A 23,221-nucleotide genomic window follows, 5' to 3' on the forward strand; every position below is an offset into this window, starting at 1 on the left:
GAGTGGGGGAATGAATCACCCGATGGACGCCCAGCTGAAGCAGGTCGCGGAGCGCCTTGGCGCACTGTCCGAGGACAAGCAGATCATCTTCCTGCGCCAGCTCCGCGATAAAGGCGTGAGCCTGTCGCGCCTGCCGATTCTCCGTGAGGGTCGCGAACACGCGCCACTGTCGGCGGCCCAGGCGCGCCTGTGGTTCCTCTGGCAGATGGAGCCGCACAGCGCCGCCTACAACATCCCGGCCGCCGTGCGCCTGCGCGGCGCGCTGGACGAGGGCGCGCTGGAGCGTGCCTTCACCGCGCTGATCGCGCGCCATGAAAGCCTGCGCACAGTCTTCCGCAACGTAGAGGATCGCTCTGGTAGGGCGAATGACGCGCAGCGTCATCCGCCGCAACCTGGGCAGGATGCGACGGCGGATAACGCTGGCGCGTTATGCGCCGTACGGGAATCGGATGGCGAGGTCATGCAGTGCATCCTGCCGCCGGTGCCGGCGCAGCTGGAGCGAAAGGACTTCGCGAATGAGGCCGAGGCTCGCCAATGGTTGAACCAGTGCGCGCAACGCTCCTTCGATCTCGCCGAGGGCCCGCTATTGCGCCTGCACCTGGCGCGGCTGCCCGGTGAAGCGCTGCTGCTGGTGAACCTGCATCACATCATCGCCGACGGCTGGTCCATCGGCGTACTGATTGACGAGTTCGCGGTGCTGTACAGCGCCGAGGTGCAGGGCGCGAAAGCCGACCTGGCCGAGCTGCCGATCCAGTACAGCGATATCGCCCGTTGGCAGCGCCTGTGGTTGGCGGCCGGCGAGGGCGAGCGGCAACTGGCCTACTGGCAGGAACAGCTGGGCGACGAATCGCTGCTGCTGACCCTGCCGGGCGACCGGCCGCGCCCGCTGGTGCAGAGCTACCACGGCGCCACCCTGGACTTCGAGCTGCCGCGCGGGCTGAGCGATTCCCTGCGCGAACTGGCGCGGGGGCAGGGCGCCACGCTGTTCATGTTGATCCTCGCTGCGTACCAACTGTTGCTGTCGCGCTATAGCGGCCAGCGCGAGCTGCGCGTCGGCGTGCCCATTGCCGGCCGTGGCCGTGCCGAGAGCGAGCGGCTGATCGGCTTCTTCGTCAACACCCAGGTGCTGACGGCACGCATCGATGGTGACGAATCCTTCAACGCCTTCCTGGCCCGCACCCGTGAAGCGGTGCTCGGCGCCCAGGCCAACCCGGACCTGCCCTTCGAACAACTGGTGGACGCGCTGCAACCCGAACGCAGCCTGAGCTACAACCCGTTGTTCCAGGTGGCCTGCAACCACCAGCCGAGCCGCCGCGATGCCCTGCGCGAACTGCCCGGCGGCCTGCAGCTGGAAAGCCTGGAGCTGGACAGCGGCATCGCCAAGTTCGACCTGACCCTGAACACCGAGGAAAGCCGCGACGGCCAGGTGCGCGGGCAGTTCATGTATGCCACCGACCAGTTTGACGCGGCGACCCTCTCACGCCTGTGCGGGCATTTCCTCAACCTGCTGCGCGGTATCGTCGCCGATCCGCATTGCTCGGTCGCGCGCCTGCCGTTGCTCGACGGCCGCGAGCGTGAACAATTGCTCTACGGCTGGAACGCCACCGACGTGGAGTATCCGCGCGACGCCTGCCTGCACCAACTGATCGAGCAGCAGGCGGCGCGCACTCCGAACGACATCGCACTGACCGATGGCCAGCGCAGCTTCAGCTATGCCGAGCTGAACGGCCGCGCCAACCGCCTCGCGCACTGGCTGCGCGAGCAGGGCGTCGGCCCGGATAGCCGCGTCGGCGTGGCGCTGGAGCGCTCCGTCGAATTGCCGGTGGCTTTGCTCGCCGTGCTCAAGGCCGGCGGCGCCTACGTACCGCTGGACCCGGAATTCCCCGCCGAACGCCTGGCGCACATGCTCGAAGACGGTGGCGTGCGCCTGCTGCTGACGCAGGAACATCTGCTCGGCGAACTGCCGCAGAGCGGTGCCCGCGCCTTCTGCCTGGACCGCGACTGGGCGCAGCTGGACGCCTATGCCGATAGCGACCTGCACAACCTCGCGCGCCCGGACGATCTCGCCTACGTCATCTACACCTCCGGCTCCACCGGCAAGCCCAAGGGCGTCGCGGTGCGTCACGGCGGGGTGGTCAACTTCATGCTCAGCATGGCCCGTGAACCGGGCCTGGATGCGCGGGACCGCGTGCTCGCGCTGACCTCGCTGTCCTTCGATATTTCCGCGCTGGAGCTTTACCTGCCGCTGCTGGTCGGCGGCCGCGTGGTGCTGGTGGACCGCGACGTCGCCCGCGACCCGGCGCGTCTGCTGGGCGTAGCACTGGAGCAGGGCGTGACGGTGATCCAGGCGACGCCGAGCACCTGGACGCTGCTCAGCGGCCATGAGGACTTCCCGCGCCTGACCGGCTGCCGCTTCTTCTGCGGCGGTGAGGCGTTGTCCGCCGAGCTGGCGGACAAGCTCACCGCGCAGACCGAGGCTCTTTGGAACCTCTACGGCCCCACCGAAACCACCATCTGGTCGGCGGCCTGGAAGATCGACAAGGGCGCCCGCGCGCTGCTCGGCAAGCCTATCGCCAATACCCAGCTGTACATCCTCGATGGCGAACTGCAGCCGGCGCCCATTGGCGTGGCCGGCGAGCTGTACATCGCCGGCGACGGCCTGGCGCGCGGCTACCATGGGCGCCCCGAGCTGACCGCCGAGCGCTTTGTCGCTGATCCCTACAGCAGGGATTCCACTGCACGCATGTACTGCACTGGCGACCTTGCGCGCTGGCGGGCGGATGGTGTGCTGGAGTACCTCGGCCGCATCGACCACCAGGTGAAAATCCGCGGCTTCCGTATCGAACTGGGCGAGATCGAGTCGCGCCTGCTCGGCCAACCCGGCGTGCGCGAGGCAGTGGTGATCGCTCGCGATGCGGGGCAGGTCAAGCAGCTGGTCGGCTACGTCACAGGGCGGATCGATACCGACCTGCGTGCCGCACTGCTGGAAGAGCTGCCGGACTACATGGTTCCTGCGCAGATTGTCCAATTGGAGCGCATGCCACTCACACCCAACGGCAAGCTGGACCGCAAGGCCCTGCCGGAGCCGGACTTCAGCCTGCTGCAGAAGAGCTACCGCGCGCCGGAGAGCGAGCGCGAGCAGACCTTGGCGGGCATCTGGTGCGCCGTGCTGGGCCTGGAACGGGTCGGCCTGGACGACAACTTCTTCGAGCTGGGCGGCGACTCCATCGTCTCCATCCAGGTGGTTAGCCGCGCGCGTGCCGCCGGGTTGCAGCTGAGCCCGAAGGACCTGTTCCAGCACCAGACGCTGCAGGCACTGGCCCGTGTGGCAGGTGATGTCGTAGCGGTCGCAGCGCCAGCACGCAGCGCGGCCATTGATGCGCCAGATCATGTCCAACTGGCCGCGCTCGGTCTGAACCCCGACGAGATCGAAGACCTCTACCCGCTGTCGCCCATGCAGCAGGGCATGCTGTTCCACGGCGTGGACGGCAGCGAAGGCGGTGTTTACGTCAACCAACTGCGCGTGGAAGTGCAGGGGCTGGACGTCGAGCGCTTCCGCGGCGCTTGGCAGGCCGCGCTGGATGCCCATGACAACCTGCGCGCCGGCGTGCACTGGCAGGGCCTCGATAAGCCGCTTCAGGCCGTGCACAAACGTGTCGAGCTGCCGCTGGAAGTCCTGGACTGGCGTGGCCGCGAGGACATGGATGCGGCACTGGACGAGCTGGCTGCCGCCGAACGCAGCCGCAGCTTCGACCTGGAGCGTCCGCCGCTGCTGCGCCTGGTGCTCGTGCGCAGCGCCGAGGACAGCCACCAGTTGGTCTACACCCACCACCACATCCTGCTCGACGGCTGGAGCAACGCCCAGCTGTTCGCCGAGGCGCTGCGCCGCTACAACGGCGAGGCCATCGGCGAGCAGGGCCGCTATCGCGACTACATCCACTGGCTGCAAGCGCAGGATCAGCAACAGGCGCAGGACTTCTGGGGCGCGCGCCTGCAAGGCTTCGCCCAGCCCACCGTGCTCGCCGACAGCCTGGCGCGCCCGGCCGAGGGCAGCGGCCACGGCCTGGAATACAGCCGCTACGACGCGGCGGCCACCGAGCGCCTGAAAGCCTTCGCCCGTAGCCAGCGGGTGACGCTGAACACCCTGGTGCAGGCAGCGTGGATTCTCCTGTTGCAACGCTACACCGGCCAGCAGCGCGTGGCCTTCGGCGCCACCGTGGCCGGTCGTCCCGCACAGTTGCCGGGTGCCGACAGCCTGCTGGGCCTGTTCATCAACACGCTGCCCATCGTCCAGGCGCCGGCGGAGCATGCCGATCTGGGCGACTGGTTGCGCGAACTGCAGGCCTACAACCTGGACGTGCGCGAGTTCGAGCACACGCCGCTGTACGACATCCAGCGCTGGGCCGGCCAGGCCGGGCAGGCGCTGTTCGACAGCATCATCGTGTTCGAGAACTACCCGGTCGACGAGGTGCTGCGCAGCGCGCAGGGCCCGCGTTTCGGCGAGCTGAAATCCAAGGACGAGACCAGCATTCCGATGGACCTTGCGGTGCGCGTCGGCGACAGGCTGGAGATCGAGTACCAGTACCTGCGCGCGCATTTCAGCGCACCGGCCGTGGCGCGCCTGCGCGGCAACCTGGAACAGGTGCTGGACAGCCTGCTGCACGGCGCCGGCAAGCGCGTCGGCGAGCTGCAGTGCCTGTCCGCCGATGACCGCGCGGCGCTGGCCGCCTGCCGCGGTCCGCACCAGTCGCTGCCGCCAGCCGAGCCGGTGCACCTGGCCATTGCGCGCCAGGCCGTTCTGCGCGGCGATGACGTGGCGCTGATCTGTGGCGACGAGGAGATCGACTACGCGGCGCTGGAGCGTGACTCCAACCGCCTGGCCCATCGGCTGATGGCGCTGGGTGTCGGCCCGGAGGTCCGTGTCGGCGTGGCGTTGCCGCGCAGCGTGCGTATTCCGTTGGCGCTGCTGGCGGTGCTCAAGGCTGGTGGCGCCTATGTACCGCTGGACGCCGAGTACCCGCGCGAGCGCCTGGAATTCCAGATGGCCGATGCCGGCATTGCGCTGCTGATCACCGACAGCCGCCTGCGCGAACGCCTGCCGCTGCCGGCAGGGGTGAAATGCCTGGAGCTGGACGGCCTCGATCTTTCTGGCGAAGACAGCGACCTGCCGGTGGTGGCGCTGGAGCCGGAAAACCTCGCCTACCTGATCTACACCTCCGGCTCCACCGGCAAGCCCAAGGGCGTGGCGGTCAGCCATGGGCCGCTGGCCATGCACTGCGCGGCCATCGGCGAGCTGTACCGGATGGACGCGGCGACCCGCGAGCTGCACTTCATGTCCTTCGCCTTCGACGGCGCCCACGAGCGCTGGCTGACCACCCTGGTCCACGGCGGCAGCTTGGTGCTGCGCGGCGATGAGCTGTGGACGCCGGAACAGACCTACCGCGTGCTACACGACAAGCAGGTGAGCGTGGCGGCCTTCCCGCCGGTCTACCTGCAGCAGCTGGCCGAGCACGCCCTGCGTGACGGCAACCCGCCGCCGGTGCGCATCTACTGCTTCGGCGGCGACGCGGTGCCCAACGCCAGCTTCGAGCTGGCCAAGCGAGCGCTGCGCGCCGAGCACCTGATCAATGGCTACGGCCCCACGGAAACCGTGGTCACGCCGCTGCTCTGGAAGGCCGACCGCGTGACTGCCTGCGATGCGGCGTATGCCCCCATCGGCAAGGGTGTCGGCGCGCGCAAGCTGTACATCCTCGACGAACAGTTGCGCCAGGTTCCACTGGGCGTAGCGGGCGAGCTGTATATCGGCGGCGACGGCCTGGCGCGTGGCTACCACGAGCGCGCCGGATTGACCGCCGAGCGTTTCGTGGCGGACCCGTTCGATGCTTGCGGTGGCCGTCTGTACCGCTCCGGCGACCTGGTGCGCGGCCGCGCCGATGGCGTGATTGACTATGTGGGCCGGATCGACCATCAGGTGAAGATTCGCGGCTTCCGCATCGAACTGGGCGAGATCGAGGCGCGCCTGCAGGGTCACCCGCAGGTCAGTGAGGCGCTGGTGGTCGCTCGCGACGGTATCAGCGGCAAGCAACTGGTGGGCTACGTGGTCGGTGAGGTGGAAGGCGACGCGTTGCGCAGCTTCCTCCGCGCCCAGGTGCCGGACTACATGGTACCGGCGCAGATTCTCAAGCTTGCGCGCTTCCCGCTGTCGCCCAACGGCAAAATCGACCGCAAGGCACTGCCCGAGCCGACCTGGCAGGGCGAGGTCTACGAGGCGCCGCGCAACGAGCGCGAGCAGGCCCTGGCCGACATCTGGCAGGACGTGCTGCAAGTGGAGCGCGTCGGCATCCGCGACAACTTCTTCGACCTCGGCGGCGACTCCATCCTCAGCTTGCAGATTGTTTCCCGTGCCCGCCAGTCGCTGGGCGAGGGCGTGGAGATTCGTCTGCGCGACCTGTTGCAGTACCAGACCATCGCCGGTCTGCTGGAACGGGTCGAGAGCGTGGCAGAGGCCGCGCCGATAACGGCTGTGGAAATTGCCGATGACGGCGAATCCTTCGGTCTGGTGCCGATCCAGCAATGGATGTTCGAGCAGCAGCTGGAAGAACCGAACCACTTCAACCAGGCGGTGTTGCTGGAGTGCCGTCAGCGTCTGGATGCCGATGCGCTGGAGGCGGCGCTGCAAGGCTTGCTGGCCGAGCACGGCAGCCTGCGCCTGTCCTTCGCCCGTGGCGCGGATGGCGTGTGGCGCCAGCGCACTCGCGAAGCCAGTGAGATCACCGGCGCGTTGCTCTGGCAGCGTCAGGCGGCGAATGCCGAGGAGGCGCTGCTGATCGCCAACCAGGCGCAGCGCAGCCTGGACCTGAGCGAAGGTCGCCTGCTGCGCGGCGTGCTCACCGACATGGCCGACGGCACCCAGCGCCTGCTGCTGGTGATCCACCACCTGGGCGTGGACGGTGTGTCCTGGCGCATCCTGCTGGAGGAGCTGCAACAGCGTTACGCCGCGCAGCTCAGCGGTGATCCGGCGCCGCGCTTCGAGCGCACCAGCGCCTACCGCGCCTGGGCCGAAGGCCTGCGCGAGTATGCCGACAGCCAACTGGCGCAAGCCGACCTGCCGTACTGGCTGGAGCAGACCGACGCCGCCGGCCTGGGCGAGCCGCAGCGCGACAACCCGCGCGGCGCCGAGCGCATGGCCCACCTGGAGCAGTCATTCCTGCGCCTGGAACGCGAGCAGACCCAGCGCCTGCTGAAGGTGGCTCCGGAGGCCTACCGCACGCAGATCAACGACCTGCTGCTGACCGCCCTGGGCCGCACGCTGTGCCAGTGGTGCGACAGCGAGTCGGTGCTGATCGGCCTGGAAGGCCATGGCCGCGAAGACATCCTCGACAGCGTCGACCACAGCCGCACGCTCGGCTGGTTCACCAGCCTGTTCCCGCTGCGCCTGACGCCGGGGCAGGGCGGTTACGCCCAGGCCATCCCGACGATCCGCCAGCAACTGCGCGCGGTACCGGACAAGGGCATCGGCTACGGCGCCTTGCGCTACCTGGGCGACAGCGCGCTGCGCCGCCAGCTCGCCGCCCGCGCCGAACCGCGCGTCACCTTCAACTACCTCGGCCAGTTCGACCAGAGCTTCGATGACCAGGCGCTGTTCGTGCCCTTGCAGGAGAAGCCCGGCGACACCTATGCCGCCAGCACGCCGATGAACAACTGGCTGGAGATCGTCGGCCAGGTATACGACGGCGAGCTGACCCTGCGCTGCATGTTCAGCCGCCGGGTGTTCCGCCCGTCACGCATCGAGGCGCTGATGGCAACTCTGCGCGAGGAGCTGGACGGTGTGATCGGCCATTGCTGCGCACAGGTCGAAACCGCCAAGGAAAAGGCCACGGTATGAACGCATTGATGACAGAGGTCGGCATGCTGCACCCGGAGATTTCCGCGTTTCTCGATATGGTCGACGAGGGCCGCCGCAGCGGTCGCCCGGCACTGCATGAACTGCCGGTAGGGCAGGCGCGGGAGGACTTCGAAGCGTCGTCCGAATCGCTCAAGGCCGGGGCGCCGTCGATGCCGGTGGAGGCATTGCGGATTCCTGCGCGGGATGGCCGTGAACTGCCCGCACGGTTGTATCGGCCCGCTTTCACCGGAAACGGGGCGGGCGACGCGGCGATCCTGTATTTCCACGGCGGCGGCTATACGGTTGGCAGCCTGGATTCCCACGATGGCTTGTGCCGGCTGCTGGCGAAGCACTGCGGTTGCTCGGTGATTTCGCTGGGCTACCGACTGGCACCGGAGGCGCCTTTCCCGGCGGCTACCCACGACGCCCGCGATGCCTGGAACTGGTTGCTGGCTTCTGCCGCCAGCCTCGCCCTGGACCAGCGCCGCCTGGCGGTGGGCGGCGACAGCGCCGGCGCCACCCTGGCCACCGTGCTCTGCGCCGAGCTGGCGGGCGAGGGCGTCGAGCAGCCCTGCGCCCAGTTGCTGTTCTATCCCGCGGCGGATGCCAGCACGCGCAGCGAATCCCAGGAGCTGTTCGCCGAAGGCTATCTGCTGGAAACCGCCAGCCTGGACTGGTTCTACGAGCAGTACGTGCCTGACGCTTCTCAGCGCCACGATTGGCGTTGCTCGCCGTTGCATGCGGGCGCGGCCCTGCAAGGCAGCGCTCCGGCATTGCTGTTGGCCGCGGAATTCGATCCGTTGCTGGACGAAGGCCTGGCCTACGCCCAAGCGCTGGTGGCGCAGGGCGTGGAGGTGGAAGCCGAGCGCTGCTGCGGGATGACCCATGACTTTCTGCGGATGGGCAACCTGGTGCCGGAAGTCGATGGGTATTACCGGCGGGTGGCGGAGTTCCTGGCGGCGCGCTGGTGATACCGCTTTCACGGACGCTTGCTGCGTTGTTGAAGCGTAGGGCGAATAACCTGGAACAGGTTATCCGCCGGCCACTTAGCGGCGGAGAACGCTGGCGCGTTATCCGCCCTACGATATTGGTGCCGGAGGTGGAGAGCTACTACCGGCGGGTGACGGAGTTTCTTGCGGCGCGGTGGTGAGCTTCTCTGTAGGAGCGAGCTTGCTCGCGAACCTCCGCCGCCCGAGCCGGGATATCGGCAGAGTGCGGTTCGCGAGCAAGGACTGGGCGTCCCCCTCGGTCCTACGAAGAGCACGGGGTTGGCTATTGGAGTGCCGCCACCGGCTGCGCACCCACCTCGCGGCTGGCGGCGTCCTGCAGCGCCGGACTGGCCCAGTCGGCGGCTTTGAAGTCACGGCGGATCAGGCCGTAGCTCTTGGCTGCCGTGATGGACGCATCCAGGCGGCCGAGGAAATCGGCGTCCAGCTTCGGTGACAGGACCTCCACCAGCGGCCGGCCCTGGAATTCGCTCTTGAAGATCACCGTCGGGTAGCCGGCCTGCTGCGATACCAGATCGATGAACGCATCACGGTTGCCTTCCGTGCTAGCCCACTGCACTGCCTGCAGCTGCACCTTGAGCAGGCGTTCGGTGATGTCCGGATGTGCGTCGACGAACTCGCCGTTGCCCACCAGCAGTGCTTGCAGGGTGCCGGCGCCACCGAGGTCGTGGGTGCTCAGGGGGATTTCCGCCAGGCCCTTGTCGCGCAGCGCGAACAGGCCGGCAAGACCCCAGGTGGCATCGATCTGCTTGGCCGCCAGGGCGGCGAGGGCAGCGCTGAAGTCGAGGTTGATCACCTTCAGGTCCTTCTCGGATAGCCCGGCGCTGGCCAGGGCGTTGTCGAACGACAGCTGGCTGGCGGTGCCACGGAAGATCCCCACGCGTTTGCCCTTGAGGTCGGCCAGGGTCTTGATTCCCGAACCCGGCTGCACGCCCAGGTAATGGTTGACGCCGCGCGCGGTGGCGGCCAGCACGCGGCTGTCCAGCCCGCTGGACTTGCCGATGATCGCCGCCAGGTCACCTAGGTACGTGAAGTCCACCTGGCCGTTGGCGAAGGCTTCGTTGACTACCGGGCCCGCGCCCTTGAAGAAGCTCCACTTGATCTGGATGCCGTCGGCGGCGAATTCCTTTTCCAGCAGTTGGCGGGTGTAGAGCACGTCCACCACGCCGCCGCCGGAATGCTTCTGTCCGGCGCTGACGTCTGGTACGGCGATGCGGATTTCCTTCACCGGGTCGGCGGCCTGGGTCACCAGCGGATAGGCGCCGAGCAGGCCGGCCAGCACTGGCGCAGCGAAAAGGGAAAGCAATTGATCAGTGAGGGCCTTCATGGCGCCTGCCTCCTGCAGTGGGGGAGCGCATGTGGCTCCGGCGCCTGCACTAAACGCATGGGGTTTTCCATCAACAAAATAATAAAAAGACATTTTTTAGTAATTTTTCGAGCTAAGCGAGCAACCACAGGGCTTCGCCGGCAGATGCCCTGGCGGCATAAAAAATATTCGCCGAATGCATTGGATGAGCGCCGGGGGCTTCCCTTAAATGGCCTGAGTTAGCTCATTAATGCATTGAAAATACTATTAATATTCCAATGAAGAATATATCGAAGCCCTATCGCCTTGCTCTTCCCCCGCCGCGCCTGGGGTTCTCGCGGCCGTCCTGGCACTGGCTGCAGGCCGGCTTGCCGTGGTTGTTGCCGCTGACCATCGGCGTGCTCTGGTGGATCGCCAGCCATCGCCACTGGATGTCCGCGCAGATTCTGCCGACACCGGAGCTGGTCCTCCAGGCCGGCCGCGAGCTGCTCGCCGGCGAGCTGTGGCAGCAGTTGGGCGTCAGCCTCAAGCGCCTCGCCTGGGGGCTGCTGGCTGGCATTTTCAGCGGGCTCGCACTGGGCGCCTGGCTCGGCTTCAGCCGCCTTGCCGAGCGCCTGGTGCTGCCCACCTTCAGTGCCCTGGCGCAGGTCCCGACCTTGGCCTGGATTCCGTTGTTCATGCTGTTCTTCGGCATTGGCGAGCTGCTCAAGCTGGTGGTGCTGATCAAGGCCATCATCGTGCCGGTGACGCTGCACACCCTCGTCGGCGTGCGCGATTCCCAGCCGCGCCTGCGCGAGGCCGCCGCCGTGCTGCGCCTGCCGCGCCACCTGCTGCTGTGGCGGTTGATCCTGCCGGCGGCGCTTCCCGCATTCCTTACCGGTGTGCGCCTGGCACTGGCGCAAGGCTGGACCTCGCTGCTGGCCGTGGAGCTGCTGGCTTCCAGCGAAGGCATCGGCTACCTGATGGTGCAGGCGCGGCAGCTGTTCATGCTCGACATCGTGTTCGTCTGCATCCTAGTCATCGGCCTGGTCGGCGCGGCGATGGACAGAGGTATCCAGGCTCTGGACCGGCGCCTGGTGCACTGGCCGCAGCAGGCCGCCGGGGAGCTCCGCCGGGGAACGCTCCGTCGCAGTGGCGCAGGGCAGGGGTGGCAGTTTCTGCAGCCATGGTTGCTGCCGCTTGGCCTGCTGGCGATCTGGCAAGCGGCGAGCGTGGGGCAGTGGGTCGATCCGGCGATCCTCGCCAGCCCCGCGTCAGTGGCCGTCGCACTGTGGGAAGGCCTGCTGGACAACAGCCTGACCACTGCACTGTTCGCCAGCCTGCAACGCACGCTCGCCGGATTGCTGTTGGGCGGCTCGCTGGGCTTCCTGCTCGGCCTCGGGCTTGGCCTGTGGCGCCCGGCGGAGCGGCTGCTCGGCCCGTCCTTCGCGGCGCTGCGGCAAGTGGCGATCTTCGCCTGGGTGCCGCTGCTCACCGCCTGGTTCGGCCTGGGCGAGCTGGCCAAGGTGGTGTTCGTCGGCCTGGCTGCGTTCTTTCCGCTGCTGCTGGCGACCCAGCGCGGCATCGCCAGCCTGCCGGCGCAACTGACCGAGGCGGCCATCGCGCTGCGCCTGTCGCCCTGGCAACGGCTGCGCCGGCTGGTGCTGCCCGGCGCCGCGCCTTCGGTGTTCGCCGGGGTGCGCCTGGCGCTGATCTACGCCTGGCTCGGCACCATCGGCGCCGAATACTTCATGCCCTCGGACGGCGGTATCGGCAGCCTGATGATCGGCGCGCAACAACTCTTCCGCATGGACCTGGTCGGCGCCGGCATGTTGCTGGTGGGCCTGACTGGAGCTCTGCTGGCTGCCGTCGGCCAGCGCATCGAAGCGCGTGTGACGCGCTGGAGACACGCATGAACGCATTCGCTTCCCCGGCCCTGGTGAGCTTTCGCCAGGTCGCCAAGAGTTTCCCCGTGGACGGCCGCGAGCTGCAGGCCATCGAGCGCTTCGACCTGGAGATCGCCCACGGCGAGTTCATCGCCATCGTCGGTGCCAGTGGTTGCGGCAAGTCCACCTTGCTGCGCCTGCTGGTGGGGCTCGATCGCGAGTTCCAGGGCGAGATCCGCATCGACGGCGCTCCCATCGACGGCATCGGCGGCGAGCGCGGCATCGTGTTCCAGGAACATCGTCTGTTCCCCTGGCTGACCGTGGAGCAGAACGTCGCCCTCGGTCTGGTCAACGAACCGCTGAGCGAGACTGGCAAGGCTGCCAGGGTCGCCGATTATCTCCAGCTGGTGGGCCTGACGGCCTTCGCCCGAGCCTACCCGCACCAACTCTCCGGCGGCATGGCGCAGCGCGTGGCCATCGCCCGCGGGCTGGTGGCCAGCCCGCGCATCCTGCTGCTGGATGAGCCCTTCGGCGCCCTGGATGCGCTGACTCGCCAGCAACTGCAGGAGGAACTGCAGCGCATCCGCCAGCGCGAACGCATCACCACGGTGCTGGTGACCCACGACGTGGAAGAGGCGCTGTTCCTCGCCGACCGCGTGGTGGTGATGGCGCCGCGGCCGGGGCGGATCAAGCGCATCGTCGAGGTGCCGCTGGAGCACCCGCGCGAGCGCGGCGGCTACGACTTCCTGCGCCAGCGCGAGGCGCTGCTGCACGAGCTGACGGGAGAGGGTGACTACGTCGCGCCGCAGCCCAAGCGGGTGGAAGACCTGCCGTTCGAGTTTCTTGCCTGCTGATTCACTGAAACCGCCCTTGTAGGAGCGAGCTTGCTCGCGAAGCTCTCCGAGCAGGCTGCTCTGGAATGTTCGCGAGCAAGCTCGCTCCTACAGCCAATCCCACCTACCGAGCCCGACCATGAGCAAACGCCCCAACTTCCTCGTCATCGTTGCCGACGACCTCGGCTTCTCCGACCTCGGCGCCTTCGGTGGCGAGATCGCCACGCCACACCTGGATGCGCTGGCCCTCGAAGGCCTGCGCCTGACCGACTTCCACACCGCGCCAACCTGCTCGCCGACGCGCTCGATGCTGCTCACCGGCACCGACCACCACATTGCCGGCATCGGCACCATGGCCGAGGCGCTGACGCCGGAGCTGGAAGGCAAGCCGGGCTACGAGGGTTACCTGAACGACCGTGTCGTGGCGCTGCCCGAATTGCTGCGCGAGGCCGGCTACCAGACGCTGTTGTCCGGCAAATGGCACCTGGGCCTGAAGCTCGAACAGGCGCCCCATGCGCGCGGCTTCGAGCGTTCCTTCTCGTTGTTGCCGGGCGCCGCCAACCACTATGGCTTCGAGCCGCCGTACGACGAGACCACGCCGCGCATCCTCAAGGGCACGCCGGCCCTGTACGTCGAGGACGACCAGTTCATCGACGAGCTGCCGGCGGACTTCTATTCCTCCGACGCCTTCGGCGACAAGCTGATCGACTATCTCAAGGAGCGCGACCAGAACCGGCCGTTCTTCGCCTACCTGCCGTTCTCTGCGCCGCACTGGCCGCTGCAGGCGCCCAAGGAGGTGGTCGACAAGTACCGGGGTCGCTACGACGCCGGCCCCGAGGCGCTGCGCCTGGAACGCCTGGAGCGGCTCAAGCAGCTGGGCCTGATCGAAGCCGACGTGCAGGCGCATCCGGTACTGGCGATCAGCAAGGAGTGGGCGCGCCTGAGCGATGAGGAGAAAGCGAAATCGGCGCGGGCGATGGAGGTCTACGCGGCGATGGTCGAGCGCCTGGACTGGAACGTCGGCCGGGTCGTCGAGTACCTGCGCCAGCAGGGTGAACTGGACAACACCTTCGTCCTGTTCATGTCCGATAACGGCGCCGAAGGCGCGCTGCTGGAGGCCTTTCCGCGCTTCGGCCCGGACCTGCTGAGCTTCCTCGACCAGCACTACGACAACAGCCTGGAAAACATCGGCCGCGCCAACTCCTACATCTGGTACGGCCCGCGCTGGGCCCAGGCGGCCACCGCGCCGTCGCGTCTGTACAAGGCCTTCACCACCGAGGGCGGCATTCGCGTGCCCGCACTGGTGCGCTACCCGGCGCTGAAACGCCAGGGCGAGGTCAGCCACTCGTTCTCCACCGTGATGGACATCACCCCGACCATCCTCGACCTGGCCGGCGTGCGCCATCCGGGCAAGCACTGGCACGGCCGCGAGGTCGCCGAGGTGCGCGGCAAGTCCTGGCTGGGCTGGCTCTCCGGCGAGACCGAACAGGCCCACGACGAGAAGACCGTCACCGGCTGGGAGCTGTTCGGCATGCGCGCCATCCGCCAGGGCGATTGGAAGGCGGTGTACCTGCCGGCACCGGTCGGCCCGGCCACCTGGCAGCTCTACGATCTGGCCAGCGACCCGGGCGAGACGCGGGACCTCGCCAAGCGCGAGCCTGCGCGCCTGGAGGCGCTGATCGAGCACTACAAGCAGTACGTCAACGAGACCGGTGTGATCGACGCGCCGCCGCCGTTCCTGGCGCGCTGAAGGCCGGCGTCCCAGCGTCCTTTCCTGCCCTCAGCCCGGCGGGAGAGGGCGTTGAAACGCTTCGGCATGAAAAAGCCGGTAGCCGCCCGACTGCTCGGACTGACGGCGGCACCGGCATGCGCTTAGAGCCGGTCTGGCCCGGTTATTTTGCTGGCGTGTCTGGCTCGCTCAGGCGGGCCCATCATCCTTGAGGCCGTCCTGGTGGGCGGCGGACAGGTGGGGTACCTGCCGGCTGTCCTCCGGTTCGATGTCCACCCATTCCTCCAGTGACTCTTCGCGGGTCACTTGCGGATCGGGGTCGGGGATATCCACGGGGTTTTTCATGCTCACCTCGCTTGCCGGGCCTGTTTGTCGGCCAGGGCGCGCAGGCGCACACCGGCCACCACCACCTTGCGCGGCCGGTGGGTCGGGTTGACGGGGACGAAGGTCTGCAACTCGATGCGTTTGAGGAACCAGTCGACGTTGTCCTCTTCCAGCGGCCCTTCCACGGTCATCAGGTCGCGGCGGATGCGCTCCACCAGGTTGTTCAGCAGTACCGCGCTGGATTGCTCTTCCTGCTGGATGACCCGAGAGATGAGGCGCTTGCCCGCGGCATTGCGCAGGTTGATCAGCAGCGTACCGTCGGGCCTGGTGGCGAACTGGGGGCGGTAGTCGCTGAACAGGTGGCTCAGGTGCTCGATGGCGGCATTGCGGCAACTGGACATGTCTTTCCCTCCCGGTGGTTGGCAGAGGCCGGAGCGCCGGCCTGAGCCAGGAACCTCGCATCAGCCATGCCAGGCCGGGGAAAGCTGTTTCATCCGCTTAACAGGTTGTTATTGCTGCAAATGCCCAGCCGATGCTGGCCAATGGTCATTTGCAGGATGCAAGGGCGCACCAGCAAGGGGCTGGAAAATGCACGGCGCGGCGCTTCGCTTGCTCTTTTGCTCGGCACGCCTTCCGTCTGAAACCCGCCTCGATTCCAGGTGTGCATTCGGCCGCCAGTACCGCTTGCCATGGCTGGCGCTTCGCCCGCCATTGCCGTTGAACCGTAGCGCCTGGGCCAATCGCCAGCATTTCTCTCCGGCGCTCGGGCAGGCAGGGTTCAACCAGAGGAGAGGAGGTGGCCATGACGCAGTTGCGACGCCTGGATGTGGAAGCGGTTCTCCACGAAGCCTATCCGCTGTTCGATTTCTCCTGCTTCCGGGAGGCCGGCGGCCGCTATTCGATCCGCTTCGGCAGCCAGTTGGCGGACATGCCCTGTGTCACCGTGGTCGGCATCCATGGCGATGAGTTGAGCAGCGCCGGACGCGTCCGCAGCCTGGGCCTGGAACTGATCGACAGCTTCATCGATTCGTAGCGGGCGCACGCCTGCTTGAGCATCGGGACCAGCGCGGTGGCGAGCGAGCGGGCCGCTGACCACCGCTCGGGCATCAATGCTGATTGCGGCTCAAGGCGCAGGCCGCTGCCAGCAGGCCTGCGGCGGCAGCCAGTATTGCCGCCGTCTGCCAGGGATGTTCGCCGGCATATTCGCTGCCGGCACGGATGGCCCGGCGACTGCGGTGGAGCAGGTGTTCACTGGTCTCCCGGCTCTCGTCCACCAGATCGCGCAATTTCGCCTTGAACGCCGGGAGCTGGTCGGCCGTCAGGTCCCGGCCGCTGACCAGCAGGCTTTCCAGGTCATCGACTAGTGATTGCAATTCCTGCACGCCGCTGGTGCGGCTGGAGGGGAACCATCGATAGCTGCCCATGGAGTGTCTCCTTGTCTGTTCGGGTTGGAATGGGGGCGGAAGGGGCATTCGGCTTCGCGTTGCTGCTCGACTGATTTCCGCCACCGCAGGCGTCGAGCCCCGGACGCGCTACCTCGCGCTTTTGCCAATTGGCGGAGCCATTCGGAAGAGTCCGACGCTCGCCAGCCGTTCACTGATTCTGATGAGTGGAACCTGACGGTTGGCGCCCGGAGTGCTTGAGTGCAGGAGGCGCTTGCAGGCATCGGGTCACGGCGAAACGGGTGCGAGCAGGTGCGACGATTGGCGGCAGTGCGTGGGGGCGCGCAGCGATGATCCCTTGTGCGAGGATGCCGCCCGCCACGCCATGAGCACTTCAACGAACTGGGGGATTGCAGCCGATGATGATCCGCGACTTTCGCGACGACGACATGGACCGGGTGCTGGATATCTGGCTGCGAGCTTCGCAGCAGGCTCACGACTTCATTCACGCCGACTTCTGGCGCGAACGCCAGCAGGACATGCGGGATATCTACCTGCCTGCCGCTGCCTCGCGGGTCGTCGAGAACGATGGCTGCATCTGCGGTTTCTACAGCCTGCATGACGGCGCACTGGCGGCCTTGTTCGTCGCCCCGGAATGCCAGGGCAAGGGCATCGGCTCGGTCCTGCTGAGCGACGCCAAGATTCACCTGCCGATGCTGGAGCTGGCGGTCTATTCCAACAATGCCGGCGCCGTGGCCTTCTACCAGCGGCACGGCTTCGTCGTGCTGGAGGAGCGGCAGGACGAGCACACCGGGCACCCCGAAACCCTCATGGGCTGGACGGCGCGGGCGATTTCCTGCGGGTGCTAGGCGGTAGAGGTGCGCAGCGGGCTACCAGAAACTGCTGGCGTGCCGGCTGGAGGCATAGTCCAGGTGCAGGGCGAACGCGCTCTGGAAGAACTCCAGGAGGCGGGTGTCCAGCACCAGTTCGTTGAGTGAGGCGATAGAGCCGATCACCTGCTTCACATCGGCGTCGGTTTCCCCGCAGCGGTTCTCATGGCAGAGGCGCTGGGTCTGCGGGTCGGCGCTGATGCGGCAGATGCATTCGGTGTCGCGGCAGGAGTTGCGCACCTTCAGGCTCAGCTCCGGCAGGTCGCGGCGGCCATCCAGCAATTCCACGCTGCATTCCAGGCCGTGCTGGCGGGCGAATTCGCTGGCACGTGCGAAGGCGGGCAGGGCCACTGCCACCAGGGCGTTCTGGTAGGCGTTGGCGAAACTCTCAGGGTCAGCGCTCATCCGGTTTCTCCTGGGCTCAATGCACAAATCCCGGCGCATGACGGGCCGGGCTAGTGTGATGGACCACGGAAGGTGCGGCTTGCGCGATGGCTCGGCAGATTTTCCGCCGAGCGGTTGCACGGTCGGGCACCTCAGGCGACAGCCGGCACCTCTGCTTCGGCGCGCAACGCCTCGATCACCGCCGGGCGTGTTCCGACCGCCTGGTGGAAGTGGCGGATCGCCGGATAAGCGCCGAGGTTGACCTTCAGCTGTTCGGACCAGCCCAGCACGGTGAACAGGTACGCATCGGCAATGCTGAAGCTGTCACCGGCAACCTGGCCGTTCGCTGCCAGCACCTGTTCCAGGTAACCCAGGCGCCGGGCCAGTTTCGAGCGAAGCAGGTCCTTCACCGGCTCGGGGATCTCGCTGTCGAACAGCGGGCTCATCCCCGCGTGCAGTTCGCTGCCGATGAAGTTCAGCTGCGCCTGCAGGTGCGTGCGCTCAAGGGTGCCGTTGGCGGGGGCGAGGCCCGCCTCGGGTTGCAGGTCGGCGAGGTACTGTAGAATCGCCGCGCCCTCGGTCAGCACAGTGCCGTCTTCCAGCTGCAGCGCCGCTACATAGCCCTTCGGATTGATGCGGTAGAAATCCTGGCCATCGGCGGTGCGTTTGGTCCGGTTGTCCACGCGCACCAGCGAAAACGGCAGGCCCAGCTCGCGCAGAACGATGTGTGCAGCGAGAGAGCAGGCATTGGGGGCGAAGTAGAGTTTCATCGGGTCGGGCCCTGGTTTGAAGTGGGCGGCCAGTATTCCCGACCCCGATGCGGCGCGTAAGAACGCACCTTTTTGTGGCCTGGGCACAAAAAGGTTACCGGGAAGGACAGATGAAGAAGAACGTTTCGGGCTGCTCGGTCGAAGAAGCCATGCGAGTGATTGGCGGCCGCTGGCGCCTGTTGCTGGTGTCGTACCTGCTCGATGGCAGCAAGCGCTTCAACGAGTTGCGCCGCGACATGCCGGAGATTTCCCAGCGGGTGCTCACCGCCGAACTGCGTGCGCTGGAAGAGGCAGGGCTGGTGATCCGCACCGTCTACCCCGAGGTTCCGCCCCGCGTCGAGTATTGCCTGAGCGCCGACGGCGAGCGGCTGCGGCCGGTGGTGGAGGTGGTGAAGACCTTCGGTCTGTGGCTCAAGGCGCGCCCGGCGGCCCGGGAGGTCGTGTAGACAGATGGAGCGCTCCTACAACTAAGCACCGGGAATACTCCGGGTTGCACCTTTTCCAGCCCTGGCACGAACACTGCTTTCTTCCTGCCGTCCGGCCGCCCCTTATGGGTTGCAGCCGGGCGAGGCCGTTGGCGTGCTCCGTTTGGTAGCGCCGGGTGTGGGAAATGTCACCGGTTGCACCGGATTCGCGCGTACGACCAAAGGCTTGTTTTTATTGGGTTGCACCTGGTTGCACCTTGTAATTCGGCGGTATAACCTTGCGCCGTTTTCAGGCACACCTTCTAACAACAGGAAGCCCCATGGCCACCACCACCCTTGGCGTGAAGCTCGACGACGCCACCCGCGAGCGCCTCAAGCTGGCTGCCCAGCAACTCGACCGTACCCCGCACTGGCTGATCAAGCAGGCCATCTTCTCCTACCTGGAGCAGGTGGAAGGCGGCCTCACCCCGGCCGAGCAATCCGGCCTGGCTGCGGCGGCGGGCGATGAGTCGCTGGATTCGCTGAACGAACAAGGGTTGCAGGTCTTCCTCGATTTCGCCGAGAGCATCCTGCCGCAATCGGTGCTGCGCGCGGCCATCACCGCCGCCTATCGCCGCCCGGAAACCGAGGCGCTGCCGATGCTGCTGGACCTGGCGCGTCTGCCGAAGGAGCAGGCCGCCGCCGCCAACAAGATGGCGCTGGGCATCGCCGAGAAGCTGCGCAACCAGAAGAACGCCGGTGGCCGCCAGGGTCTGGTGCAGGGCCTGCTGCAGGAGTTCTCGCTGTCTTCCCAGGAGGGCGTGGCGCTGATGTGCCTGGCCGAGGCGCTGCTGCGTATCCCGGACAAGGCCACCCGTGACGCGCTGATCCGCGACAAGATCAGCAACGGCAACTGGAGCCAGCACCTGGGCCAGAGCCCGTCGATGTTCGTCAACGCCGCTTCCTGGGGCCTGCTGATCACCGGCAAGCTGGTTTCGACGCACACCGAGACCGGCATGTCCTCGGCGCTCAACCGCATCATCGGCAAGTCCGGCGAGCCGCTGATCCGCAAGGGCGTGGACATGGCCATGCGCCTGATGGGCGAGCAGTTCGTCACCGGCGAGACCATCGCCGAAGCCCTGGCCAACGCGGCCAACATGGAGTCCCGCGGCTTCCGCTACTCCTACGACATGCTCGGCGAAGCCGCGCTGACCGAAGAGGACGCCAAGCGTTACCTGGCCTCCTACGAGCAGGCCATCCACGCCATCGGCAAGGCTTCCCATGGCCGCGGCATCTACGAAGGTCCGGGCATCTCGATCAAGCTGTCCGCCCTGCACCCGCGCTACAGCCGCGCCCAGTACGACCGCGTGATGGACGAGCTGTACCCGACCGTGCTCGGCCTGGTGAAGATGGCCCGCGACTACGACATCGGCATCAACATCGATGCCGAGGAAGCCGACCGCCTGGAAATCTCCCTCGACCTGCTCGAGCGCCTCTGCTTCGAGCCGTCGCTGGCCGGCTGGAACGGTATCGGCTTCGTCATCCAGGCCTACCAGAAGCGCTGCCCGTACGTGATCGACTACGTCATCGACCTGGCCAAGCGCAGCCGCCACCGCCTGATGATCCGCCTGGTGAAGGGCGCCTACTGGGACAGCGAGATCAAGCTGGCCCAGGTCAACGGGCTGGAAGGCTACCCGGTCTACACCCGCAAGCCGTATACCGACGTTTCCTACCTGGCCTGTGCGCGCAAGCTGCTGGCCGTGCCGGAAGCCATCTACCCGCAGTTCGCCACCCACAACGCCCACTCGCTGTCGGCCATCTACCAGCTCGCCGGGCAGAACTACTACCCGGGCCAGTACGAGTTCCAGTGCCTGCACGGCATGGGCGAGCCGCTGTACGAGCAGGTCGTGGGCAAGATTGCCGACGGCAAGTTCAACCGTCCGTGCCGCATCTACGCACCGGTGGGCAGCCACGAAACGCTGTTGGCGTATCTGGTACGCCGCCTGCTGGAAAACGGCGCCAACACCTCCTTCGTCAACCGCATCGCCGACCACAGCATTTCACTCAAGGACCTGGTGCTGGACCCGGTGCTGCAGGTCGAGCAGATGGCTGCGCAGGAAGGCACCCTGGGCCTGCCGCACCCGCGTATCCCGCTGCCGCGTGACCTCTATGGCGACTCCCGCCTGAATTCCGCCGGCATCGACCTGGCCAACGAACACCGCCTGGGTTCGCTGTCCTCGGCGCTGCTGTCGAGCACCAACCACGCCTACGTCGCCGAGCCGATCCTCGGCCTGACCGACGCGGCGCCGGGCGAAGCGCAACCGGTGCGCAACCCGGCCGACCTGCGCGACGTCGTAGGCCACGTGCGTGAAGCCAGCGAAGCCGACGTGAACAACGCCATCCTCGGCGCGCTGTCCAGCGCGCAGATCTGGCAATCGACCCAGCCGTCCGAGCGCGGTGCCATCCTGATGCGCGCCGCCGACCTGATGGAGGCCGAGATCCAGTCGCTGATGGGCGTGCTGGTGCGCGAGTCGGGCAAGACCTTCGCCAACGCCATCGCCGAAGTGCGCGAGGCCGTGGACTTCCTGCGCTACTACGGCGCCCAGGCCAGCACCCACTTCGCCAACGACAGCCACCGTCCGCTGGGACCGGTGGTCTGCATCAGCCCGTGGAACTTCCCGCTGGCGATCTTCAGCGGCCAGGTGGCCGCCGCCCTCGCCGCCGGCAACACCGTGCTGGCCAAGCCCGCCGAGCAGACGCCGCTGATCGCCGCGCAAGCCGTGCGCATCCTGCTCGAAGCCGGCGTGCCGGCTGGTGCCGTGCAATTGCTGCCGGGCCGTGGCGAAACCGTCGGTGCCCGTCTGGTGGGTGACGAGCGTGTGCGTGGCGTGATGTTTACCGGTTCCACCGAAGTGGCCGGCATCCTCCAGCGCAACATCGCCGGCCGTCTCGATGCCCAGGGCCGTACCATCCCGCTGATCGCCGAGACCGGCGGCCTCAACGCCATGATCGTTGACTCCTCGGCACTGGCCGAGCAGGTGGTGGTGGACGTGGTCAACTCCGCCTTCGATAGCGCCGGCCAGCGCTGCTCTGCGTTGCGCGTGCTGTGCGTGCAGGAAGACGCCGCCGACCGCGTGATCGCCATGCTCAAGGGCGCCATGGCCGAATACCGCGTCGGTGCGCCGGAGCGCCTGCACACCGACATCGGCCCGGTAATCGACGAGGAAGCCAAGGGCAATATCGACAAGCACATCCAGGTGATGCGCGACAAAGGCCGCAAGGTATTCCAGAGCGCCCGCGTGGATGCCGAGGAAATCAAGCGCGGCACCTTCGTCGTGCCGACCCTGATCGAGCTGGAGAGCTTCAGCGAGCTCAAGCGCGAAATCTTCGGCCCGGTGCTGCACGTGGTGCGTTACGAGCGTGCCGAGCTGGACCAGCTGCTCGCGCAGATCAACGAATCCGGTTACGGACTGACCCTCGGCGTGCACACCCGCATCGACGAGACCATCACCCAGGTGGTTGGCACTGCCCACGTCGGCAACCTCTACGTCAACCGCAACGTGGTTGGCGCCGTGGTCGGCGTGCAGCCCTTCGGTGGCGAAGGCCTGTCCGGCACCGGTCCCAAGGCCGGCGGCCCGCTGTACCTGTACCGCCTGCTCTCGACCCGCCCGCAGGAAGCGGTGGCCAACCAGCTCAAGGGCGACGGCGCGCAGGCGCTGCCGCGTCCGAAGGATGCCGAGAAGGCCGTGGAAGCACTCACCCAGTGGGCGCAGAAGGACACCGCCCTGGCGGCGCAACTGGCCGGCTATGTCGCTCTCTCGCAGAGCTTCACCCAGCAGGTGCTGACCGGCCCGACCGGTGAGCGCAACAGCTACACCCTGCTGCCGCGCGAGCACGTGCTGTGCCTGGCGGAAGACCGCACCGACCTGCTCGCGCAGCTGGCCGCCGTGCTCGCGGTGGGCAGCCGTGCGCTGGTCGCTGAGTCCAACGCCGCCGTGGTGAAGGAACTGCCGAAGGAAGTCGCCCAGCGCATCGAGCTGGTCGCCGACTGGAGCACGACCGACAAGGTGTTCGACGCCATCCTGCACCACGGCGATTCCGATCAGCTGCGCGCAGTCTGCGAGCTGGCCAGCCAGCGCAAGGGCGCCATCGTCGGCGTGACTGGGCTGAACCGCGGGGAAACCGATATCCCGCTGGAACGCCTGCTGATCGAACGTGCGCTGAGCGTCAACACCGCTGCCGCCGGTGGCAACGCCAGCCTGATGACCATCGGCTGACGTCGATGCCGCAAGCGCCTCACCGGGCGCTTGCGGCAAGCTTTCGGCCGCTCCTGCGGCCATCCGGCCTGCCAGCCTTCGGGTGGGGCTATCCGCTCCCGGCAGACCGTTCCCCTCGCGCCTTCGGCGCAAACCGTTTCGGGCACCACGCCCGGCACAACGGCG

At 67.2% G+C, this 23,221-nt stretch carries 15 protein-coding genes; 9 read left to right on the forward strand and 6 right to left on the reverse strand.

All coding sequences use genetic code 11. The features are described 5' to 3' along the window. Nucleotides 1–10: 10 nt before the first annotated feature. Both A6723_RS24625 and A6723_RS24630 read left to right on the forward strand, forming a co-directional pair. Nucleotides 11–7,885 carry a non-ribosomal peptide synthetase gene (locus tag A6723_RS24625; protein ID WP_054907073.1) on the forward strand — a complete coding sequence of 2,625 codons (7,875 nt, stop codon included), beginning with the start codon at nt 11–13 and terminating at the stop codon, nt 7,883–7,885. Beyond that, on the forward strand, nt 7,882–8,856 hold the full coding sequence (locus A6723_RS24630; RefSeq protein WP_054907072.1) for an alpha/beta hydrolase: 975 nt from the start codon (nt 7,882–7,884) through the stop codon (nt 8,854–8,856). The genes A6723_RS24625 and A6723_RS24630 overlap by 4 nt, the downstream gene beginning before the upstream one ends. A 301-nt stretch (nt 8,857–9,157) precedes the next feature. Here A6723_RS24630 and A6723_RS24635 read toward each other — a convergent pair whose 3' ends face one another. Continuing rightward, nucleotides 9,158–10,219, reverse strand: coding sequence for an ABC transporter substrate-binding protein (locus A6723_RS24635; protein WP_054907071.1), 1,062 nt, complete (start codon nt 10,217–10,219; stop codon nt 9,158–9,160). Nucleotides 10,220–10,476: 257 nt separating this feature from the next. Here A6723_RS24635 and A6723_RS24640 point away from each other — a divergent pair, with 257 nt between their 5' ends. From A6723_RS24640 to A6723_RS24650, 3 genes are all read left to right on the forward strand, one after another. Continuing rightward, nucleotides 10,477–12,093, forward strand: a complete 1,617-nt coding sequence (locus A6723_RS24640) for an ABC transporter permease (protein ID WP_054907070.1) — start codon at nt 10,477–10,479, stop codon at nt 12,091–12,093. Beyond that, nucleotides 12,090–12,917, forward strand: coding sequence for an ABC transporter ATP-binding protein (locus A6723_RS24645; protein ID WP_054907069.1), 828 nt, complete (start codon nt 12,090–12,092; stop codon nt 12,915–12,917). The genes A6723_RS24640 and A6723_RS24645 overlap by 4 nt, the downstream gene beginning before the upstream one ends. Nucleotides 12,918–13,035: 118 nt before the next feature. Continuing rightward, nucleotides 13,036–14,646 carry an arylsulfatase gene (locus tag A6723_RS24650; RefSeq protein ID WP_054907068.1) on the forward strand — a complete coding sequence of 537 codons (1,611 nt, stop codon included), beginning with the start codon at nt 13,036–13,038 and terminating at the stop codon, nt 14,644–14,646. A gap of 168 nt (nt 14,647–14,814) precedes the next feature. Here the strand turns inward: A6723_RS24650 and A6723_RS32210 are convergent, their stop codons facing one another. Both A6723_RS32210 and A6723_RS24655 read right to left on the reverse strand, forming a co-directional pair. After that, on the reverse strand, nt 14,815–14,970 hold the full coding sequence (locus A6723_RS32210; RefSeq protein ID WP_175405583.1) for a hypothetical protein: 156 nt from the start codon (nt 14,968–14,970) through the stop codon (nt 14,815–14,817). 2 nt (nt 14,971–14,972) lie between these two features. Then, complete coding sequence (locus A6723_RS24655) at nt 14,973–15,350, reverse strand: DUF3509 domain-containing protein (protein WP_054907067.1); 378 nt, start codon at nt 15,348–15,350, stop codon at nt 14,973–14,975. A 401-nt stretch (nt 15,351–15,751) separates the two neighbouring features. Here A6723_RS24655 and A6723_RS24660 point away from each other — a divergent pair, with 401 nt between their 5' ends. After that, entirely contained in the window at nt 15,752–15,982 is a 231-nt protein-coding gene (locus A6723_RS24660; protein WP_024764727.1) for a hypothetical protein, read from the forward strand. 73 nt (nt 15,983–16,055) lie between these two features. On the opposite strand, the gene A6723_RS24665 is transcribed toward A6723_RS24660, so the two are convergent. Further along, entirely contained in the window at nt 16,056–16,373 is a 318-nt protein-coding gene (locus A6723_RS24665) for a YqjD family protein (protein ID WP_054907066.1), read from the reverse strand. Nucleotides 16,374–16,753: 380 nt separating this feature from the next. Between A6723_RS24665 and A6723_RS24670 the strand changes: the two genes are divergently transcribed. Then, complete coding sequence (locus A6723_RS24670) at nt 16,754–17,200, forward strand: N-acetyltransferase (protein ID WP_054907151.1); 447 nt, start codon at nt 16,754–16,756, stop codon at nt 17,198–17,200. A gap of 21 nt (nt 17,201–17,221) precedes the next feature. Here A6723_RS24670 and A6723_RS24675 read toward each other — a convergent pair whose 3' ends face one another. Beyond that, a complete protein-coding gene (locus tag A6723_RS24675) occupies nt 17,222–17,626 on the reverse strand; it encodes a hypothetical protein (RefSeq protein WP_024764730.1) in 405 nt (134 codons plus the stop codon). Nucleotides 17,627–17,757: 131 nt separating this feature from the next. After that, complete coding sequence (gene gstA / locus A6723_RS24680) at nt 17,758–18,375, reverse strand: glutathione transferase GstA (protein WP_054907065.1); 618 nt, start codon at nt 18,373–18,375, stop codon at nt 17,758–17,760. A gap of 110 nt (nt 18,376–18,485) precedes the next feature. On the opposite strand from gstA, the gene A6723_RS24685 reads away from it, so the two are divergent. Both A6723_RS24685 and putA read left to right on the forward strand, forming a co-directional pair. Further along, a complete protein-coding gene (locus tag A6723_RS24685) occupies nt 18,486–18,821 on the forward strand; it encodes a helix-turn-helix domain-containing protein (RefSeq protein ID WP_054907064.1) in 336 nt (111 codons plus the stop codon). Between the two features lie 299 nt (nt 18,822–19,120). Then, entirely contained in the window at nt 19,121–23,056 is a 3,936-nt protein-coding gene (gene putA, locus A6723_RS24690; RefSeq protein WP_054907063.1) for a trifunctional transcriptional regulator/proline dehydrogenase/L-glutamate gamma-semialdehyde dehydrogenase, read from the forward strand. The last annotated feature ends 165 nt before the right edge of the window (nt 23,057–23,221 follow it).

This window comes from Pseudomonas sp. AU11447 (genome assembly GCF_001672555.2).
Taxonomy (GTDB): domain Bacteria; phylum Pseudomonadota; class Gammaproteobacteria; order Pseudomonadales; family Pseudomonadaceae; genus Pseudomonas; species Pseudomonas nitroreducens.